Origin of the sequence: Nonomuraea sp. NPDC052116, assembly GCF_040680035.1 — a bacterium.
Classification (GTDB): Bacteria; Actinomycetota; Actinomycetes; order Streptosporangiales; family Streptosporangiaceae; genus Nonomuraea; species Nonomuraea angiospora_A.
In genome coordinates this window covers 26,407-45,874 of sequence record NZ_JBFAWA010000061.1, presented here as the reverse complement: position 1 = coordinate 45,874, position 19,468 = coordinate 26,407, and the positions used below count along the sequence as shown (strand labels likewise).

The 19,468-nt window shown below is 66.0% G+C and carries 17 protein-coding genes and 1 pseudogene; 10 read left to right on the top strand and 8 right to left on the bottom strand.

Features of this window, described 5'->3' with window-relative positions:
• Positions 1-284: 284 nt before the first annotated feature.
• From AB0L65_RS59525 to AB0L65_RS59510, 4 genes are all read right to left on the bottom strand, one after another.
• Positions 285-1,454, bottom strand: a complete 1,170-nt coding sequence (locus AB0L65_RS59525) for a hypothetical protein (RefSeq protein ID WP_364265914.1) — start codon at positions 1,452-1,454, stop codon at positions 285-287.
• A 746-nt stretch (positions 1,455-2,200) separates the two neighbouring features.
• Positions 2,201-3,397 (bottom strand): site-specific integrase, encoded by a 1,197-nt coding sequence (locus AB0L65_RS59520; RefSeq protein ID WP_364265912.1) that lies wholly within the window; start codon positions 3,395-3,397, stop codon positions 2,201-2,203.
• Between the two features lie 460 nt (positions 3,398-3,857).
• Entirely contained in the window at positions 3,858-4,334 is a 477-nt protein-coding gene (locus AB0L65_RS59515; RefSeq protein WP_364265910.1) for a hypothetical protein, read from the bottom strand.
• Positions 4,331-4,720 (bottom strand): hypothetical protein, encoded by a 390-nt coding sequence (locus AB0L65_RS59510; protein ID WP_364265909.1) that lies wholly within the window; start codon positions 4,718-4,720, stop codon positions 4,331-4,333. Before AB0L65_RS59510 ends, AB0L65_RS59515 begins: the two co-directional genes overlap by 4 nt.
• Before the next feature lie 198 nt (positions 4,721-4,918).
• On the opposite strand from AB0L65_RS59510, the gene AB0L65_RS59505 reads away from it, so the two are divergent.
• Positions 4,919-5,167 carry a hypothetical protein gene (locus tag AB0L65_RS59505; protein WP_364265907.1) on the top strand — a complete coding sequence of 83 codons (249 nt, stop codon included), beginning with the start codon at positions 4,919-4,921 and terminating at the stop codon, positions 5,165-5,167.
• A 170-nt stretch (positions 5,168-5,337) separates the two neighbouring features.
• On the opposite strand, the gene AB0L65_RS59500 is transcribed toward AB0L65_RS59505, so the two are convergent.
• The 4 genes from AB0L65_RS59500 to AB0L65_RS59485 all read right to left on the bottom strand — a co-directional run bounded on the left by AB0L65_RS59500 (position 5,338) and on the right by AB0L65_RS59485 (position 8,692).
• Positions 5,338-5,844, bottom strand: a complete 507-nt coding sequence (locus AB0L65_RS59500; protein ID WP_364265906.1) for a hypothetical protein — start codon at positions 5,842-5,844, stop codon at positions 5,338-5,340.
• 180 nt (positions 5,845-6,024) lie between these two features.
• Positions 6,025-6,594 carry a hypothetical protein gene (locus tag AB0L65_RS59495; RefSeq protein ID WP_364265904.1) on the bottom strand — a complete coding sequence of 190 codons (570 nt, stop codon included), beginning with the start codon at positions 6,592-6,594 and terminating at the stop codon, positions 6,025-6,027.
• A gap of 396 nt (positions 6,595-6,990) precedes the next feature.
• Positions 6,991-7,809: a transposase family protein gene (locus tag AB0L65_RS59490; RefSeq protein WP_364265903.1), complete on the bottom strand. Its 819-nt coding sequence runs from the start codon at positions 7,807-7,809 to the stop codon at positions 6,991-6,993.
• A 160-nt stretch (positions 7,810-7,969) separates the two neighbouring features.
• Complete coding sequence (locus tag AB0L65_RS59485) at positions 7,970-8,692, bottom strand: LamG domain-containing protein (protein ID WP_364265915.1); 723 nt, start codon at positions 8,690-8,692, stop codon at positions 7,970-7,972.
• Positions 8,693-9,095: 403 nt separating this feature from the next.
• Here AB0L65_RS59485 and AB0L65_RS59480 point away from each other — a divergent pair, with 403 nt between their 5' ends.
• The 9 genes and pseudogenes from AB0L65_RS59480 (at position 9,096) to AB0L65_RS59440 (ending at position 19,468) form a co-directional block, all read left to right on the top strand.
• Positions 9,096-9,800: a hypothetical protein gene (locus AB0L65_RS59480; protein ID WP_364265901.1), complete on the top strand. Its 705-nt coding sequence runs from the start codon at positions 9,096-9,098 to the stop codon at positions 9,798-9,800.
• A gap of 1,273 nt (positions 9,801-11,073) precedes the next feature.
• Positions 11,074-11,500 (top strand): annotated as a pseudogene (locus AB0L65_RS59475) (aldehyde dehydrogenase family protein); the annotation flags it as partial.
• 303 nt (positions 11,501-11,803) lie between these two features.
• Positions 11,804-12,352 (top strand): BTAD domain-containing putative transcriptional regulator, encoded by a 549-nt coding sequence (locus tag AB0L65_RS59470; protein WP_364265899.1) that lies wholly within the window; start codon positions 11,804-11,806, stop codon positions 12,350-12,352.
• Positions 12,353-12,387: 35 nt separating this feature from the next.
• Entirely contained in the window at positions 12,388-12,588 is a 201-nt protein-coding gene (locus AB0L65_RS59465; RefSeq protein ID WP_357739676.1) for a hypothetical protein, read from the top strand.
• 74 nt (positions 12,589-12,662) lie between these two features.
• Entirely contained in the window at positions 12,663-13,253 is a 591-nt protein-coding gene (locus AB0L65_RS59460; protein ID WP_364265897.1) for a DUF4255 domain-containing protein, read from the top strand.
• Positions 13,250-14,068: a hypothetical protein gene (locus AB0L65_RS59455; RefSeq protein WP_364265895.1), complete on the top strand. Its 819-nt coding sequence runs from the start codon at positions 13,250-13,252 to the stop codon at positions 14,066-14,068. Before AB0L65_RS59460 ends, AB0L65_RS59455 begins: the two co-directional genes overlap by 4 nt.
• A 12-nt stretch (positions 14,069-14,080) precedes the next feature.
• Positions 14,081-16,063, top strand: a complete 1,983-nt coding sequence (locus tag AB0L65_RS59450; protein ID WP_364265894.1) for a phage tail sheath subtilisin-like domain-containing protein — start codon at positions 14,081-14,083, stop codon at positions 16,061-16,063.
• A 13-nt stretch (positions 16,064-16,076) separates the two neighbouring features.
• Positions 16,077-16,526, top strand: coding sequence for a phage tail protein (locus AB0L65_RS59445; RefSeq protein ID WP_357739690.1), 450 nt, complete (start codon positions 16,077-16,079; stop codon positions 16,524-16,526).
• Positions 16,523-19,468: a hypothetical protein gene (locus AB0L65_RS59440; protein ID WP_364265892.1), complete on the top strand. Its 2,946-nt coding sequence runs from the start codon at positions 16,523-16,525 to the stop codon at positions 19,466-19,468. The genes AB0L65_RS59445 and AB0L65_RS59440 overlap by 4 nt, the downstream gene beginning before the upstream one ends.

The following is a 19,468-nucleotide window of genomic DNA, read 5'->3' as shown; positions in this document are numbered from 1 at the left end:
CAGGGCGACCGCCGCCGCCAGGCACAGCCAGGTCCACCTCCGCCCGCCCGCCGTCCGGGCGTGCGGCCTGGGGGCCGGTCCCGGACGGCGGCGGGACACCGGGCCGGCCGCCGCATGCCTGCCACGCCGTGCCAACGAACGCTCCGAAGGGGGTTGCCGCGCCGCCGCACAGATGCGGCCCTACGATCGCCTCGTTCGGGCTGGCCGCCGTTGATGGCCGGGGCGATCGACGACCCGGCGCTTCGTTCCTCAGCACCGGTTCACCGAGTAGTGGGCTTCTGTGGTTAATCGTGTTTATCGGGCCCGTTATCGAGCTCTGATTCCTCACCGTCAAGGCCGCTACCCTCGACGCTATCGTCAAGACTAGCTGCCGAATCAAGGGCTCTGAGCAGCATCTCGGACGCTTCCCAATTCAAACGAGCGAAGACGGTATCGTAATCATAATTGCGCCGAATCTCGTCTATAAATGACTCTACCCATCCATGATACTGCCACAAGCTCCGCCTGCCGAAAAGAGGATTTTTGATCTCACCACTCAGTAAAAATTTGATGTCATAATCTCTGCATACAGGAATTTCTAGCCCGAGCACGCGTTCCAGGTAGTCGTACGGAAGGTCGCTCCTGAACCTAGTGAAGGTTGTCACCACCTTGAGGCGGATTGCGGGGCTATCAATCAGAAGAGATCCATCCTCACCCCTCCTCACGTTACTACCTTCCGGTAGCGTGAGATCGAATCGAGAATACATCTTCTTCCCCGAGTAGCTGGTTACGATCTGCCAACCACCATCACTCAACTCGTGCTGGTCAAACCCAGGACGATCCCGGTAATCACGAGAAATTAGCTCGAGAACCCGATTGCTTAGCAGCACATGCGGCAAATCGGACCGCTCAAACCGCCGCACTCTTCTACCATCAATTTCCAGGCGGTTGAAGTAATCCGACAAGTGTGTGCTCAACTTCTGAATAAACACATACTCGGCAACCTCCTCAACTAGGCGCGAGCTAGGAATAGGAGGCATCTGGTCAAAGTTGGCCAGAGCTGGCTCTCCAATCGTCCACTGATCCTTAAGCGCCGAGTTCTCCTCGAAAACTGCATGGGCAACCGTGTAGAACTCACGCCCAAATTCATACCCAGACGTGTCGACAAGATGAGAAGGGTTGTCGTCTCGAATTACAAAGGCGGCTTCAATTACAGCTTCGAATCTGCGCCCTTCCAACCGACTAACTATCACGTAGCCAGTGCAGACAGAGATGATAATCCCTCCCACTAGCAAGGAGGTCCCGACCCCTAAAGCTTCGAACATGGCTGAGCTGATCAGGTTCACTGCGAACGAGAGGGCGACCACCAAAGCAATCAGCTCGCGAATTTGGTATCGAGCCTCTTTGAGTCGCCCAATTATCTCAAGTCGATGATTGGATTTCACTGAAGTCCCTGTTGTTGAAGTACTCTTCATACAGTCGCGACCATAACACCTCAGACATGATCATTCGAAGGCTTCATCAAGGTCAAGCGTTACAAAGTGGTTGAGATATGGCGTTTTTGTAATCTAGAGCTCGCGCGCCCGAAGCCACCGACCGAGGTAGAACGAAGCTAGCTGCCGACGACTCGATTGGCACCTGCCCCATGCAGCGTCCAAGCTCGACCGGATGCACGTCGTGCGCGCGTCCGCACAGGTCAGGAGCCCACAGGGGTTGCAGTTTGGGTTGCAGTTCACCGCTGTGCCAGTGCGTTCCAGACGGATCGAGGAGGGATGTTGGCCCAGGTAGGACTGTCCTACACGCCGACCTTCCGAGCTGCTAATGCGGTTTGGCCGATGCTATGACGCCGCCGTAGAGGTGCCGGCCAACCGATCGCCTGGCTGTGGCTGGTCGCCGTAGGGTGCTGGGGGCGATCGACGGTCCGGGACTTCGTTCCTCAGCCCCGGCCCATTGGGTATCCAGGCGCGGGTCAGATAAGAACTCTCTGAGAATGTGCACCGGCAGGGATGATCCGGAACATACGCGGAATGCTCCCTGCCAAGCAGGAGGAGGTCGCGACGTCAGGCGCAGGTCGGTATGCCACCCGGCGAGCAAACGGCGATCCACTTCTAATCCGACGGTCGCAGGTTCGAATCCTGCAGGGCGCGCTACTCCACCTGCGCAAACCCATGCCGCGCCCGCACGCTGGCGCGGCATGGGGCAAATATGAGGCAAAGCTGAGTCAGCCGCCGAGCGGCCGCCCCAGCGCGGACGCGGCGTTCAGCACCAGCCGGGCCGTTTCCCGGGCAGCCTCGTGGGCCACCTCCGGCAGCACCGAGACATAGGTGTCGGCGGTCAGCACGATGCTGGCATGCCCCAGCATCGCCTGCACCACCTTCAGGTCGGTGCGCGCGGCCAGCGCCAGCGTGGCGGCGCCATGGCGTAGATCGTGCAGCCGGATGGGCGGCTGTCCGGAGGCGGTCACCAGCCGGCGGAACCGGCCGGTGAGGTAGTCCGGCCGCAGAGCCGCACCCGTTGCGGTGGTGAACACGTATCCCGACTCCCGCCAGCGTGTGCCCGCCCTCGCGCTCAGTTCCTCTTGCCGCTCGCGGTGCCGTCTCAGCACCCGCACGGTCTCCGCGTCCAGGGCCACCACCCGGCAGCTGGCGGCGCTCTTCGGCGGCCCGATCACGACGTGACCATCGGCGTGCACCCGCTGTTGTGTCACCGTCAGCTCCGCCGCCTGCAGGTCGACATCCGTCCAGCGCAGCCCGGCCAGCTCACCGCGACGCAGTCCGCGTAGCGCGGCCGGCCACCAGGCGGCGTACAGGCGGTCCTGCGCGACGCCGGTCAGGAACGCCGCGAGCTGTTGGTCGGTCCAGACCGCCACCGCCGGACGTTCTCCCGCTTGCTGCCAGCGGGCCGTCCGCCCTGCGGTCCAGACGACCGGGTGCGGTCGGCGGGGATGGGGGAGTTCGGCTCCGTTGGCCGGGTTGACCGGGATCAGCCGGGCGCGCACCGCCGCGTTCAGCGCGGTCCGCAAGGTGGCGTGGATCCGCACCACGGTAGCGGGCGACAGTCGGCGACCGGTCGGCGAGGGACGGGACGCCAGCGCCGCGAGCAGTCCGTTGACGTCGCGAGAGGTGAGCTTGAGTAGCCGGATCCGTCCCAGGTGGGGGATGAGGTAGAGGCGGATGTGCGCGGCGTAGCCCTGGCGGGTCGACGGTCGCAGGGCGTCCTTGGTGGCCAGCCAGCGTGCCAGCCACTGTCCGAGCGTGCATCCGGCCCCTGCGCCGTCGTGGTCGGCAGCGGCCAAGGCTCGGCCCGCCGCTTGCGCTTCCTCCGGGTCGGCGTAGCCACCCTGGCGGACGCGCTGCCGCTGTCCGTCCAGGCCGCGTACCTGCACCGCGAAATACCAGCTGCCGTGATCGTCATCCACCGGCAGACGCGGACACGTGACGCCTCGCTGACGTCCCGTTTCCGCATCCACACAGCCGCATCGCCTGCTGACCTGCACACGAGTCTTTGCCATCGGTCCCACCTCCGCCCCACGGTGTGCGACGACAGACGCGCCAGCAAGGGCTCGCATTCGATAGGAGGTGACCTCAGGTCAAGTGTCCGGAGTACGGGGGAAGCTCAAGTGCTGAGGATTAGAAGGTCAAATCAGATGGCGTGATGAGTTATGGCACCGCACACCGGTGGGCGTTGATCGAACCGACCTTGACGGCCTGTCGTACCCGGCCCGCGCGGGCCGGGTACGACAGCGCTTGTGCACGACCTGCGAGAAATCGTGAACGCCATCTTGTACAGCTACGCATCCTCCTGCGAGACCGAGTCGGCGGACTCATCCACGAATACCAGCAGGTCACATGACATGACATGGCATTCGGCACCCACGCCTACGTCAGGCACTGTCTCATGGTCTTCAATCGCGAGCCCGTGATCGGGCAGACCCGGATTTCGCGGCCCGCCTCGTCGACGACCTTCCGGCGCCCCAAGGGCCGGTCGAGCGTGATGGGCACAAAAACGACCCCGCCGCGACCACCGATGTAAGAAGGCGGCCACAATTCGTCCCGCCACTTCTCAAGCAGCGTGCGCTCACGTCGCGGGCAGATGTCGCGAAGCACTACCCGGACCCGCACGCTCGTCTCGAACTCGGACGCTTCGGCCTCGTCGGCCTTGAGGCATTCCGTGGGGTTCATACTGAACGCGTGCAGGATCAGGGCCCGTCCTTCCACCTCGACCGTGTCGATCGACCCATTGAAGGGTGGTTCAGCCGGCCGAGACTCCCGGACGGAGGCCGCCATGGAAATCGCGACGGCCAACACCAGGAGGCAGCACACACGCCACAGGAAGGACGGGCCCAGAGGATTCATTTCTTGTAGATGTCCTTGCCGACGGCCTTCATCACGTCATGGATGTCGGTGAAGTAAGTCACGCAGGTGGACTGGACAGGCGCGTCATCGCCGACTCCGCCGCTGAAGATGCCCTTGGCCACCACGTAACCATCGCTCTGGCGGAAAGTGTAGACCGGCGCGACTGAATCACCGCCCACCGGGCACTTGCCGGTTTTCTTACCGACCTGTACCCACCGCACCGTGCCGATGTATTCCCGGGTTTTCGGGCCTGCGTACTCGACCTTCCAGCCGATGTCGGTGACCTTGAAGCGGCAGATCTGGTCGTTGGATTCGGGATTCGTGCTGGCGCCGCCGATGCAGTACTGGTCGCTTTCCCGAGAGCGGACCGAGGACCGCCCGCCCACCCATTCCTTGACGGATGAGTCCCTGTCGCCGATGAAGATGGTGGGGCTCGTGACTCGGCCGGATCCCGTCTGGATCAGGGATACGTCGCCGTAGTAGGTCGGCTGGTTCGGCAGTTTGATGGTTCCTTGACCGTCCCGCCAGTTCGTCCATTTGATGATGCCGGCGAACAGCTCGGCTGCTCGCCGGTAGGACGGGGGTTGAGGAGGAACTCCTCAACCCCCGATCCGGCGTGGGCGAAACCCGGCCACGCCTCGTCCCGGGAGCTCGCCGTCGCCACGGCCGACATCGGCTGCAAGCGGGCAACCGGGGTGGTCGCCGCCCGGTCCGCCGCTGACAAGGCCGTTCAGCTCGACGCCATCGCCGCCCACCGCCGGGACTTCGACCGGTTCCGGCGTGCCCGCGACGCCGAGCTGCGCGCGGCCCGGCAGGTCATCGGGAACGGATAGCGGCTGCTGCCGCCGGGCTCTGCCGGAAAATAGCCGACCCAGGTGTCAGCAGGGGTGATCGCCGCCGGTCGCCGCGCTGCACCGCGATCTTCACCGGTACCAAGCCGACCGCCCACCCCACCATCTCCCTGACCCGTGGGCGGGCATGGCGGCTCCAGCGCCCGCGAGGCTCAGTCGATCTCCAGGGAGGGCTGAGGACGATCAAGCCATTCCCTCTCCAGCCGGACGTTCGTCCGTTGCTCCACGATCGCCATGGCCTTCGCCCGGACAGTGAACGCATCCCGGGTGCCACCGAGCAGAGCCGCCTCTTCCCGGAGAGCCTCGGCGTTCGTGCCGTGAATCCCTTTCGGATCGAAGTCGCGGACCTCGGCCACGACTCCACCGTCGGCGGCATAGAGCAGCCTGCGGGCTCCGGTGATGTTCCACTGCACATGCCAGACCTGCGCGCCCGAACTGACGCGCCCCAGCATCGGCTGCTCCCCGACAGGCGTGAAACCCTCAGTTTGGAAGAGCATCACCGACGTTCCGGACCGCCGGAAGGCCGTCAGGTCCGCGTAACCGGGCTCGTACTCCTGGAACTGCGGAGTCGCGCCACCGGTGACACGGCGCCCCACCTCGTCGAGAGAAAGGCTTCCGGACTCCGGCACGATCACCGTCCATGCCATCCCTTCGCCCATCCATGCCACCTCTTTCAACAAGCTTCGATAGCGCCGCACTGACTCTTGGAAATCTGAAGGATTCAAGCGGGGTTCCCTCCTATATGCGCCTCCGTCGCCGTGCGGCAGGCTGGCTGCCGCACGGCGACGGAGGCTGCTTCTCATGAACGCTAATTCTGCGACACGCGCGTCACGTCCCGGTTATGGCCACTTCGTGTATCCGCCTACAGCAGGTTTCCAGCAGTTTGAATCCGTCGACGGGTTGGACGGTGTGGCCGGATAGGGTAGTAGCTTGGAGGCGAACCGCGAGAACCATGGATCGTCCTTGTACAAGAGCCGGTCGCGATTGTAGAAGCGCGTCATGGCCTTGCCGGCTTTACCGTTGGGGCCGGCCGCCGTGCCCGGCATGGCGCACACCGACAAGTTCCTTGCTCTGTCCCCGGCCGGTGTCCGCTCCACGGCAGATGCCGGCGGAAACTCATCGCACTCCATATGGACCATGGGAGGTACGGGAGTGCCGTAGCTCGGCCAGAGACTTCTGCATCTGGTGGTGGCTCGTCCGCGGTTTCGATCGATCTCCGGCTGGCCTATCCGATGCAGGTAGTTCTGTGCTCCGGGGTTCTCGTTGGCCGAGGTCGCGCAGCCCTTGATGATCTTGTCGGGCCTCTTGGGGTAGGTGTCGCCCTTGTCGTAACAGGCCTTCCAGTAATGGATGTAGGCTTCGTCGTAACCAGCCCCGAGCTCCCATTTGATGGACGCTGCCGCGGGCATCACACACCCTCCCGGAAGCTGCTTCGAGATGTATGTGGCGGAGTCGCACCGGATGGTGAACTGCTGCGGCGTGGCGCCATGGCCCCATTCGAACTTGATGGGATCTGCCCACTCGTCGCTGTCGGTCTTGATCCATGGGCTGAAGTTGCAGTTCGAGATGAGATCGGCTCCGCTCGTGTCTCCGGGAGCGGCGCGGAACCACCAGGTGGCGAGCTTGGGCCACTTGTCGTCGATCGGATTGCTGAGGGCCCGCAGCTCGTTGCCCTTTTTGGTGATGTTATTGTTCTGTGCGCTCCCGTTCCATGAGGTGATGTGACGGCACGCCGTCTGCCCTCGTGCCGGGCTCAGACCGAGCGTATAGTTCGCGTCCAGGAAATCGTAGTCAGTGACGTGATCTCAGCGAATTGTCGGTAGGTAGTTGTGCTCGAAATGGGTGAGGACAAGGGCGGCGCGGGCGATGTCGCCGATTGCGCCAGGGCTGGCGGTGATGTGCTGGAGAATCCGCCAGCGGCCTTTGAGCAGGGCGAACCCGCGTTCGCCGAGACATCGCAGGGCGCGTAGGAGCCGGTTGTAGGTGCGGTTGTCCGGGCTGAGGGTCTGGTTGCCTTCGGGCTGCTTGATCGGCGTATGAATGCCGATGCCGGCGCCGTCGTAGCCGCTGTCGGCGAGGGTGGGCAGACCGGCTGCGGCTGCGGCGTACAACGCGCCCAGCACATGCGCGCGAGCAGCGGTCAGATCGTGAACCGAGCCCGGCTCGACATCGGCGATCCACAGGGGAAGCCCGCTGGGTGCCGAAAGCGCCTGGAGGTTGCCGGCGTGCTGGTGGGCCTTGCCGGAGTACCAGGCGTCAATGGGCTCACCCTTGACGCTGATGGCCTGCTCGGCGCAGCGGTCGATCGGGATCAGGGTGCCGTCGAGGATCACATAGGCCAGCCCGTCGGCTTGGGCGCGGTCCAGAGCCTCGTGCAGATCAGGGGCTTGAGCTGCGAGGACGTCGATCCCCTCGGCGATATAGCGGTAGGCCGTGGCCCGGGAGATGCGGTGATCGCGGCCGAGTTTGGGGATGTCGCACTCGCCCCGGAACCAGCGCAGCACCAGCACTGCCTGCCAGAACGGGGTCAGGGCGCGACTGCCTTTGGGGGTGCCGAGCTGGCGGCGTTCGTCCTGTAGCAGTCGGGCAACGTATCGAACCAGTGCACGGGAGACGTCGAGCATGGCACGATGAGCAATCACGTGGAGCCTTTCGGCCGGCGGGGATTCTTGTGGTGAGAACTCATCTACCGGAGGCTCCACGTCTGTCTCCGGCCTTCGACGACTTCTCCCGGAAGGCCCGAAACGCCACCACGGGCGTCCCGAAAATCCCCAATCGCCCGAATTATTTCTCTGAGATCACCTCAGTGAACCTGAACTCATTGACATAGACGTCGAAGTACATGTCCCGGCTGGTTCCACCGGGGGGAACTCCGTCCGGACCGTTGAAGGTGCTGGCGACGAGCATCAGGTAGAACTGCCCGGTATCCGCGCCGTCACCGGCGAATTTGATGCTGTGCACCTGACATCCGCTGAAGCGGTTCTTCCGCCAGGTCGCTTCGTATCTGTCGTTGTCCTCGAATTTCTTCCAGCATTCTTCCGGGTCGACGCGATCGTAGGTCATGGGTTGCGGAGCGGCCATGGCTGTCGTGGACCGTCTGTCACCCTGGCCGGCGAGCGGAGCGAACTCCTCGGAACTGCTGCCGTCCACCAGCTCAGCGATCTCCGAGTGGGACAGGGCGCGATCGTAGGCCCACACCTCGTCGAGAGTGCCGTTCATGCTGGTGCCGAGGGTGAGCGGCCCGGTGGAATTCCAGGTCGGGAAACTGATCGGCGCGCTTGCCGACACCTCCGTGTCTTCTTGGCTCTCGTCCAGCACCGGCAACCCGATGGTGTTGCCGTTGAGGTAGAGAGTTGCAGTGCTGCTCTGCTTGTCGTACACGGCCGCGATGTGGAACCAGGAGTTCGCGGGAGCTTTGACGCCCGATACGACGCCTTCCGATCTCGCGTCGGCGGCATCAGACGCACGTAGGCGCGGACCTCGTTCCGCAGAGCGTCGGCGTCCCACTTCGCGCGGGGGGCCGGTCCCGGCCACCAGCGGCTCGGGCCGCGATGCCAGGGATTCCCGCAAGCCACGCAGTTCCTCCAGCAACTGTGGCGCGGCTTCGCTGTCCGAGCCGATCCGCGTGCGACTTGTTGACCAACCGATGGCGTTTTAGTGCAACCCTCCACCTCTATGACAGTGCCGGGGCGATACTACGACTATGGAATTGCCGATTCTCTGTACCCGGTGTGGCGCGCACTTTCAGTCAGGCGTTGAGGTGCCAGCCGCTTCGTCTCTGTTCGAGTTCGACCCCTACAAGATGCCATTGGACAGCATCCCGAAAGCCAAGAGGCCGTGCCCCATCTGCGCATACATAAACGATCACGAACCGGTGCTCCATACGCTCGGAGTCCTTTACACGGTCCGTATGGCCGCTCTCAGACGGGATGAGCAGGAGCGGCTCATCAACAAGATCGCACAACTAAAGGGAAGTCAATGTGATTCTGAGCACGCGATTAACGAAATCATCGATGAGGAGCCAAAGATTGCGGGACTGCGGCGACTGGTGCCAAGAGGTCAAGCAAACATCCTGGCCTTCATCGCTCTTCTGGTTTCCTCGGTCACCTTATTGGAGAACATGCTGGGCGATCTAAAAGATCTCAAGGAATTATTTGACGGCTCGCCGAAGAACGATCTAAAGATGGACTACTACCCTCATCGCAAGCTCCACTTCCTTTCGCCGATAAAGTGCGGCGGGTCCGCTACGATGCTAGAGAACAATAGCCTAGTTGCAATAATTTTGAGTGATATTTTTAGGGTTTGGGCTGATGATCGGTCCGCACCTTATAGTGTAATGTTTGAGCATATTCCTGTAGTGGACGGCCGATGGGAATTAGATCAACCCGAATATTATTCCGTTCCTGATATCCTGTGCCTAACTATCGTCGAAAATCTTTCTGAAATTGCGCAGCTTGCGCAATCGGATTGCGTTGGAAAATTGCCCACGGAAGAGGGGCTGAAGCAGTTTTCGCTGGTCGGTCCTGCTGTCAGGTGGAAAAATACTTCGGACCCAAAGGCTCGGATTCGAGAACAGATACCCGGGCGCAGGTTCACGCTGTATGACATGCTTTAGCGCTGGCTGCTGCTTAGTCTAGCGCCAATCTCGGATCGATGGAGAGCGTGCTTGTAGTGAAATCATAGCGATAACATGCAAAGCAAAGGCTTTTGAAATATAGGAGAGTGGTACTACTCTCACGATCGCCCTGCTGTGGCTGGCCTCTATGTGGGGCCGGGGGGCGATCGGTGGCCCAGGGCTTCGTGCCTCAGTCCTGGGCCACCGAATGCACCGGTGAGGGTTGGATGAGAATTCTCCGGCCAAGTGAGCCAAGAGCAAGATCCGGAACATATACGGAACACCGACCCTTGCGCCGGGGACAGTCATATATTCGACTGCAGGTCGGAGAGTCGTCCGATTGCGAAGCGTCGTTCCACTTCCAATCCGATGCTCTCAGTGCTCGTAAATCCGATGCCTGCATTCTCGAGACGAGTCGAGATAGGGCCTGATCTAGTCTTTGCATTCGATCCCGTTGACGGTCAACGCTTTGGCTTATCGAAAGCGGCGTGTCGCCAATGGTTTCCCGACTATGCGCGGAACGCGTTGTCTCGTGCTTCCACGGGTTGGCGTACGGATTTTGTGGACGTCGACTGCTCAGTCCGATGGCCAACCCGTTCGAACCCTCATGGCATACCCAAAATCATGGCGCTGACCTGCGGTAACGTGTGGGTGAGTCATCTGTGTGGGACGAAGTTCTAGGGTCATCGTGCTCGGTGTGTACTCGCGTGTACCAGCCCCTGTACGCAACATGATCGATATCGAACTGTATCGGGGGATCATGTCCAGGCCGATCATCCGCCGCACCCGCTTCCCTCTCCTGGTGGCCTGAGTTCGTGCCTCTGTAGTCCCACATGGTCGCGATAGCAGATATTTCACTTCTGCCCGATCGCCGCCATAACCGCCACGGCCCTCTTCCGTTGCATCTGCTCGAGGGACCGCGGGAGAGGTCACGATCGCCGTACCCAGACTCGGCCAGCGGCCGGGGAGACGTCTGTCCCGGCCGCATGGCCCTTGCATCCCCTGACACCGCTGGAGCGCACCGCAGTTTTCGCCGACGACCATGGGAGCTAACCTCGGCGGTGCTGCGCGCTGACCGCTTGGCCCTCGTCCTGGAGTTCGCCGCGATCCCACTTTCCCTTCACCGAGGTGGCCAAGCGGTTGTGTCACGTTCTACTGGCCAGCGACCTCCCCGGATGGGGAGACGCCGTTGGCCATGGACGGCATCCACAGCTATCACGGGTGCCTGCGCCGTTTCCTGATTTGGGCGCATGGATGCACCGCCCAGGCATTGGCGTGATTCGGGTTGGCCGGTGAGCGGTGTATGGCGATCTCTGTGGTGCTGGCTGTGGATCTGATCGGAACCGAGCTGGTGGAGAAGATCGTCGAGCAGGTGGGTCGGCCTCGAAGAGGATCCGCGCTCCGAGATCTTCAGGCCGGTTGTCGATCGTGCGGGTCGCCTCTTAACGAGGAAGGCTTGGAGGTGATCAACGGCGGCGTGTACGGCAACGACACGGCGATCTTCATCGATGACGTCGGCGCGGCGGTTCCACAACGAGGTCGAGATGGGCATGGTGGGAATCAATGTGCCGATTCCGGTGCCGATGGCGTTCTACAGCTTGGGCGGCTGGAAGTCCTCCTCGCTGTTTGGTGACACGCATATGCATGGCGCCGAGGGGGCGTACTTCTTCACGCGGGGCAAGGTGGTTGCCTCACGCTGACTGGATCCCCGCACGGCGGCGTCAACCTGGGCTTCCCGGCGAACAAGTAGCAGGGACCACCTTAGGGATTTCCCTAGGGCGGTCCCTGAGGCGCGTGTTTTGCCTCCCTCCTAGGGTTCGAGCCATCGTCTCTAGGGGAAGGCACGCATGACTGCGCAGGCCGACACCTGGGCCCACCTACGCTTGCTGGGCCGATTCCTGCTTCAGGATCGCATGGGAGCAGTACGGACGCCCGTGGGTGCGCGGCGGCTACTGGCGCTCCTGGCAATCCAGGGACCCGTCGAACGCGACACGGCCGCCTGCATGTTGTGGCCAGACGTCACCGAGCGGCACGCGTACGGCAGCCTCCGCACGACCCTCTGGCGGCTACGCAAGGTCACCACACCGGTGGTGATCGCGGACGGCGCCGTGCTGGAGCTGGCGCCTCTCGTGGTCGTGGACGCGCGGGTGCTGGCCGAGCGCGCCCAGCGGGCCATCAGGCTCCATGAAGACGTGACCCTCCCCGATGTGATGGGCGACGGCGAGCTGCTGCCGGGCTGGGACGAGGACTGGGTGATCTTCGAGAGGGAGCGGCTGCGGCAGTTGCGCCTGCACGCTCTCGAAGCTCTGGTGACCACCCTGCTCGCCAGGGACCAGCGCGGGGAGGCGCTGGACGCGGCGCTGCTCTGCTTACAGCTGGAACCGCTGCGGGAGAGCGCGCACCGGGCGATCGTCGCGGTCCACCTGGCCGAGCGGAACGCGGCGGAGGCACTGCGGACGTACGAGTCGTTCCGCAGGCTGCTGCGCGAGGAGATGGGTCTCGAACCCTCCGCCGAGTTCCAGGCGCTGGTCGCGCCGCTACGGGGGCGATGACGCCGGGGTGATGAGGCGAGAGGACGATGCAGCACATGGCTGGAGTCTCTGCGCACACATCACCCGGCAGCGGCGCGTTGCTGGTGGTCCACCTGTGGTGGGAGCACGCCGCTTTCCGCGCCCGGATCATCTCCACCACGGACGTGGCGGCCGCGGGGGCCACCCGCGTGGCGGCCAGCGAGCAGGAGGTGATCGAGGCCGTGACGGCCTGGCTCGCGGAGAGCCGGCCGCGATGACTGCGCGGTGATGCCGCGTTGACGGTCGCCTTGTACACCTGGAAGAGCCCGCGAGGTTCCGAAGGGAGGCGGTCATGGCGACGTACCGTGCGATCGACACCGTGTGCCAGGCCGTCGTCGACCTCCTGCGCGACAGTTCCAGCCCGGCCATGTTCAACCAGGACCTCGACTTCCGCGTGTACACGACGTCCGACTTCGCCCAGCACATGACGGCCGGGGTGTCGCTGTTCCTCTACCGGGTGTTCGTGAACGGGGTCTACCGCACCCCGCCCGGCCGCGCCGTGCCCGGAGAGCCGGCACGCGGGAGCCAGTTGCCGGTTGACCTGCACTTCCTGCTCATCCCATGGTCGAAGGACCCCTCCACACAGCACGTGCTCACCGGTTGGATGATGCGCACGCTGGAGGACCTGCCCATCCTGCCTTCGGGGCTGCTCAACCGCCGCACGCCGGGCGTGTTCCGGCCGGACGAGACGGTCGAGGTGGTGGTCGGCGACATCGACGACGAGGAGCTGTTCCGGCTGTGGGAGCTGATCGGCCCGAACGCCTACCGCCTGTCCATTCCCTACGTGGCGCGCGACGTCCGGATCGAGTCCGAGGTGGAAGACGGGGCGGGCGCGCTCGTACAGGAGCGGGTGGTCGAGTTCGCCAGGCAGGTGTCCCCGTGATCCGCACGTACACGCCGCTCGGCGTGCGGTTCTGGGACGCGCTCACCAGGGCGCCGATCGCCGGTGGTCTCGGCGTCACGGCCTGGCCGCTCGGCGACGGGCCGCCAGGGGTGCGGGCCTACCTCACCCCCTCCGGCGTGTACGCCTTCCGCGGCCTGCGGGGGATGCGGCGCGTGGAGTACCCCGTCGGCACGGCCCCGCCCTCGGATTCGGCCGTGTTCGTGATCCGGGTCGAGGACCGGTCCGGCGTTTGGCTGCCCGCCACGATGCTCGTGCCCGCCCCGCACACCGGCCCGGCCCGGATGCTGCTGGAGCAGAGTCCATGGGACACCTTTCCCACCATCTACCTGTTCTCCGCGCCGTCCAGGCCCGTGCCGACAGGCACCGCCTCGGTCAGGGCGACGCTGGTCGAGCACGCGACGGGCGAGCCTGCCGCGCACACCCGCGTGGACGTGGCCGTCGGAGGGACAGTCTGGCCGGGGATCGCGGCCGGGAACGGCAATGTGGCCGTGCTGTTCCCGTTCCCCGTGTTCCAGGGGGCCGTGCCCGCCTCGTTCCCGGCGGGCGGCCAGGGGCAGCCGCCCATGGGCCAGAGCTGGCCTGTCACCGTGACCGTCAGATACCAGCCGGGGGCGTTGCACCGGCCGGCGCCCGGACAGGTGCCGACCCTGGCCGGCATCCTCGCGCAGGCGCCTGCCCGGATCCGGCCCACCCGGGCCGGGGCGCCTCAGGCCCGGCTCGACGCCGAGCTGTACTTCGGGCGCGAGCTCGTCCTGGCCACGCAAGGGTACTCGGTCCTGCGGATAGGCACCTAAGGAGGCTGTGACATGCCCGAATACCTGACCCCCGGCGTCTATGTGGAAGAGGTCAGCTTCAGGCAGCGCACGATCGAGGGCGTGAGCACCAGCACCGCAGGGTTCGTCGGGCCCACGCGGTTCGGCCCGGTGTTCGGCCCGCCGCCGCTGCTGACCAGCTTCCTCGACTTCGAAAGGATCTACGGCGGCATCGACCAGCTCAACTACGGCGGGGCCGTCGCCCACAATCAGATGGCGCACGCGGTGCGCGGCTTCTTCGAGAACGGCGGCTCGCGCCTGTACGTGGCCCGCGCCTACAAGCCGACAGACAACGAGGCTGGCGACCGGGCGACGATCTCGGTGGGCACGGAGGGGTCGATTGTGAAGTTCACAGCCCGATACCCGGGACGGGCCGGCAACGTCCGGCTCACCCTGGACTTCAGGGTCGGGCCCAACATCCACGCGGGCAAGGAGTTGAGGGGGGCGCTCGCCGGAGACACCGTCCTGGTGCGCGCCGCCAATCTGGAGCCCAAGCTCGACCTGTGCTGGCTGGAGCCCGACTTCGACAACGAGTTGCAGGTGGACACGTACCGGCTCAGGAGACCTGCCTCGGCCCCGAACAAGCCCCTCCCGGAGCCTCTCGTCACCGGGCTCGACGCGAATGCGGACGTGCGGGTGGTGACGGTGAACGTCACGGTATCGGGGCAGGGCCGGTTCATGGCCGATCAGTTCTGGGAGGGGCTCGGTTTCCACCCGGCCTCGCGCCCCACGGACCGGCAGGGCCTGCCGACCGTGTTCGCGGCGGTGCCGACGAACAGGTCCGCCGGGCTCAGCGTTCCTCTCGTGGTCGACTCCGGCCTGGACAACGGCGTGGCGATTCTCAGCACGCTCCTGAACCCGCTCATCCCGGACAAAAGCGCGCCCTCGCCCGAGAGTCCGCCTTCGCCCGGGAGTCCGCCTTCGCCGGGGAGTCCGCCTTCGTCCGAGAGTCCGCCCTCGCCAGAAAGCACGCCTAAGGAGTCGTCACCGGCCGAGTTCCTGTCGAAAAAACTGGTCACGGGTCAGCCGGTGAGTCCCGTCCAGCTCAGGCGGTCCCTCAAGGGCGGGGCGGACGGGAGCAAGCCGGGCGCCGCCGCCTACGAGGGCGGCACCGATTCCGGCGGCGACTCCAGCGGGCTGCTGGCGTTCGAGGACATCGACAACATCTCCATCGTGGCGGCGCCGGGCTCGTCCGACGCGAGCCTGGTGGCCGGGGCCAACGACGTCGCCACGATCAGGCAGCACGTCATCTCGCACTGCGAACGCATGAGATACCGCATCGCCGTGCTCGACTCCGCACCCCGCGACCTGGTCGGCGACGTACGCGAGGACCGGGGCGCCATGGACTCCAAGTACGCCGCCCTCTACTACCCGTGGATCAAAATCCTCGATCCGTTCACCGAGACCGAGATCGCCGTACCGCCCAGCGGGTTCGTCAGCGGCATCTACGCACGCAACGACATCGAGCGCGGCGTGCACAAGTCGCCCGCCAACGAGGTCGTGCGCCTCGCCATCGACCTGGAGCTCAGGCTCAACAAGGCGCAGCAGGACGTGCTCAACCCCGAGGGCGTCAACTGCCTGCGGTACTTCGAGGGCCGGGGTTTCCGCGTCTGGGGAGCGCGGACCATCTCCTCCGATCCCGAATGGAAGTACGTGGCCCTGCGCCGCTACTTCGCCTACCTGGAGCGCTCCATCGACAAGGGCACCCAGTGGGCGGTGTTCGAGCCGAACGGCCGCCCGCTGTGGGACAACGTCAGGCTGACCGTCCAGGACTTCCTGCTGGCCGAGTGGAAGGCCGGCCACCTGCTCGGCGACAAGCCCGAAGAGGCGTACTTCGTCCGGTGCGATCTCAGCACGATGACGCAGAACGACCTCGACAACGGCCGGCTGATCTGCCTGGTGGGCGTGGCACCACTCAGACCCGCCGAATTCGTGATCTTCCGCATCGGCCAGAAGACGCTGACCGGCGCCCCCTAGGAGGTGACACACGATGCCGTTCCGCGAACGTCCATACAGCCAGTTCAACTTCCAGGTCGACTTCGGCACCCAGACCGACCCCGCGAGGGCCGGGTTCCAGGAGATCAACGGGATCGCCATGGAGATCGCCGTCGCCGAGTACCGCAACGGCAACGAGGTGGAGAACACGGTCAGGAAGATCACCGGCCTGTACAAGGTGCCCGACGTGACGCTCAAACGCGGCGTCATCGGTGACAACGCGCTCTACCTCTGGCTGGAACAGGTACGCACCGGCCAGCAGGACGCGCTCCGCCAGGTGACAATCCGGCTCCTGGCCGAGGACAGGACGCCCGCCCAGTCCTGGAGGCTGCTCAACGCGCGGCCGACCAAGTACACGGGGCCGCCGCTCATCGGCACGGGCACTGCCCTGGCCATCGAGGAACTGGTCCTGGCCAGCGAGGGCATCCAGCAGGGGTTCGATTGAGCAGGGCGCCGGGCATCACGTTCGAGATTCCACTGCGGGTTCCCGCCGACGTGCTGCCCAGGATGGACGTGGCGGGGTTCGTCGGGTTCGCCGCGTGCGGGCCTGTGCACGTGCCGGTGCCGATCGAGTCCGTGGCCCGCTTCCGCGACGTGTTCGGTCCGGACGTGCCGCTCGGCCGCGATCCGGAGACCGGGCGCGCACACGCCTCCTATCTGGGGTCGGCCGTGGAGGCGTTCTTCGCCAACGGCGGGCTGCGGTGCTGGGTGGTACGGGTGGCACGGCCCCGGCCGCCGTCGGCGTTCGAGATCCAGGGAGTGGTCGGGCTCGGGCGCGGACGGTGGACGCTGGCCGGGGCCGTGGCGCGTAGCCAGGGCAGTTGGGCCGACCTGACCACGCTGGGGTGCGTCGGCAACGTCGCCTGGCTGCCCACCGCGCCGGTCGGCCGCCTCCTCCAGGCGGCCGCGGGCTGGGTCCGGCTGGCGCCGTCGGCCCTGGTGGTGCCGGGGGACGTGCTGCGCTTGACCCTGCCGGGCGGTGGCTTCGCGGTGTCCGTACGGGGGGTGACGGAGGAGCCGGGAGCCCGCTTGGTCTCCTGGGATCCCGCCGAGACCGTCTGGCTGACCCTTCCGGACCCCGCCGGGCCTGCGCTGTCCGAGGTCGTCAGGCTCACCAGGGGCGAGCCGGTCGCCGTGGCCGCGGACGTCGTGGCGGAACCCGTGCCGGGCCGGTACCGGGTGCGCCTGGCCGAGGAGGGGCCGCCATCATCCGCGCCGTCATCCGTGTTGTCACCCGGCGACGTGCTCAGGGCGCGTTCCGGTGCGGACACGTTGCTGCTGCCCGTGGGGGAGGCCCTCGCGCCGCGCGCCGGTGAGGGGCCGGGGACGGTCGTGGCGGCCGGGCCCGGCTGGATCGTGGCGGTGGGTGCTTCGCCGCCGCCCTGGGCGCTGGTGGCCGATGCCGTGCCGGTGGTGGAGCGGCTGTCGGTGGACCTGGTGGTGTGGCAGGGGGAGACGCTGTCCGCGCGGCTCGCCGACCTCGGGCTGACCGCCGCGCACCCGAGGAGCCTGCTCGCGCTGCCCACCGACGAAGCGCTCTTCCGCGAGCTGCCGAAACCACCTCGGCAACTCTGGGACGAGACGCTCACCCCACGTTTCCCCCTGGCCACCGAGCTACCCAAGCTCGACGACCCTGCGGCGTCCCAGCCGTCCGAGCCCGGCGCCGCACCGGCGTCCGAGCCGTCCGAGCCGCCCGTGGTGTGGTTACCGTTGGCGGTTCCGCTCGCGCCCGATCCGGCGCAGGCCAGGCCGCCGCTCGGGGACCATGCACCGGAGAGCGCCTTGTACCGCGACGGCCTGGACGGTTTCGGCCCTGACCTGTTCGTGGACGAAGCCCTGGCCGAAGTGGGCACGGCGACACTCGGGAGGGTGGCCGACGATCGGGCGTTCCTCAGCAGGCCCGCCGAGCCCCTCCGCGGCCTGCACGCGCTGTACCCGCTGGACGAGGTCACTCTGGCCTGCGTGCCGGACGCCGCCCAGCCGGGCTGGGAACGCAGGCCGATCGAGCCGCCGCCCGCGCCGCTCCCGCCCGTACTGGAGTTGACCGGGGGAGAGTTGCGCTGGTCGGCGGTGGGGGCGGCGTACCGGCTCGAACAGGCCGCCACCCCGGACTTCCGCGACGCGGGCGTCCGGTACGAGGGCCCGGCGACGCGGTTCGAACTCGGCGAGTTCCAGGGGTGCTCGGTGTGGCGGTACTTCAGGGTGCGGGCCGCGGCGGCCGGGCCGTGGTCGAACACGGTCTCCGCGCTCCTGCCGCCGTCCGACTTCGACGACTGCCACCCGCCGCCCCAAGCTCCGCGGCTGAGCCTGACCGACGAGCTGACCTGGACCGACGTCGGCACCGACGGCTACGAGGCGCAGACCTCGCCCGACCCCGCCTTCTCCGAGGGCAGCCAGAGCGTCGTCGTGCGGGCACTCAGGCTCGACCTCCCCAAAACCATCGAAACCACCACCTTCTATCGCGTCCGCGGCACGGGCGGGCCCTGGTCGAACACCGTGGTCCAGGTACCGCCGCCCCGCCCGGCCTGGGTGATCAGGCCCGACGCCCCGCGCGGCCCGAACGAAGGGCTCCTGGCCGTGCAACGTGCGCTGGTCAGGCTCTGCGCGGCCAGACAGGACATGATCGCGGTCCTCGCGCTCCCGCACGGCCACGCCCGCGAACGCGCGCTCGACCACGTGGCCGCCCTCGCCACGAGCGCACCGCCGACAGTCCCGGTCCCGGTGCCGCCGCTCACCGGCGACGAGGTGGACGGGCTCGGGTACGCCGCCGTCTATCACCCCTGGATCATGGTCCGGGACGGCGAGGAGATCCGCAGCCTGCCGCCCGAGGGTGCCGCGTGCGGCGGCATCGCCCGCCGCACGCTGGCCCGTGGCGCCTGGATCGCCCCCGCCAACGAGCCGCTCACGGGCGTGCTCGGCCTCGACCCGCCCCTGACGAGACCGGACCGCGCCGGACTGGTCGAAAGCTCGGTCAACGCCCTCGCCGAGGAGCCGCGCGGCTTCGTCGTCGCCATCGCGGACACGCTGGCCCGCGAGAGGGAGACGCGGCCGCTGAACGTCAGGCGGCTGCTGATCCTGATCCGCAGGCTCGTGCTGAGACAGGCGGTGACGTACGTGTTCGAGCCGGGCGGCACCACGCTCAGGAACAGCGTCGTCCGCAGGTTCGACACGCTCATGGCCGGCCTCTACCTGCGGGGCGCGTTCCAGGGGGCGACGGCGCGGGAGGCGTATCGGGTGGTGGCGGACGCCTCCAATAACCCGCGGGAAGGGCTGGACGCGGGGCGCTTCGTCGTCGACCTGATGGTGGCGCCGTCGCGGCCGTTGACGTTCCTCAGGATCCGCCTGGTCCAGTCGGGCCCGGCCGCCGTCACCGTCGAGGGGGTGTGA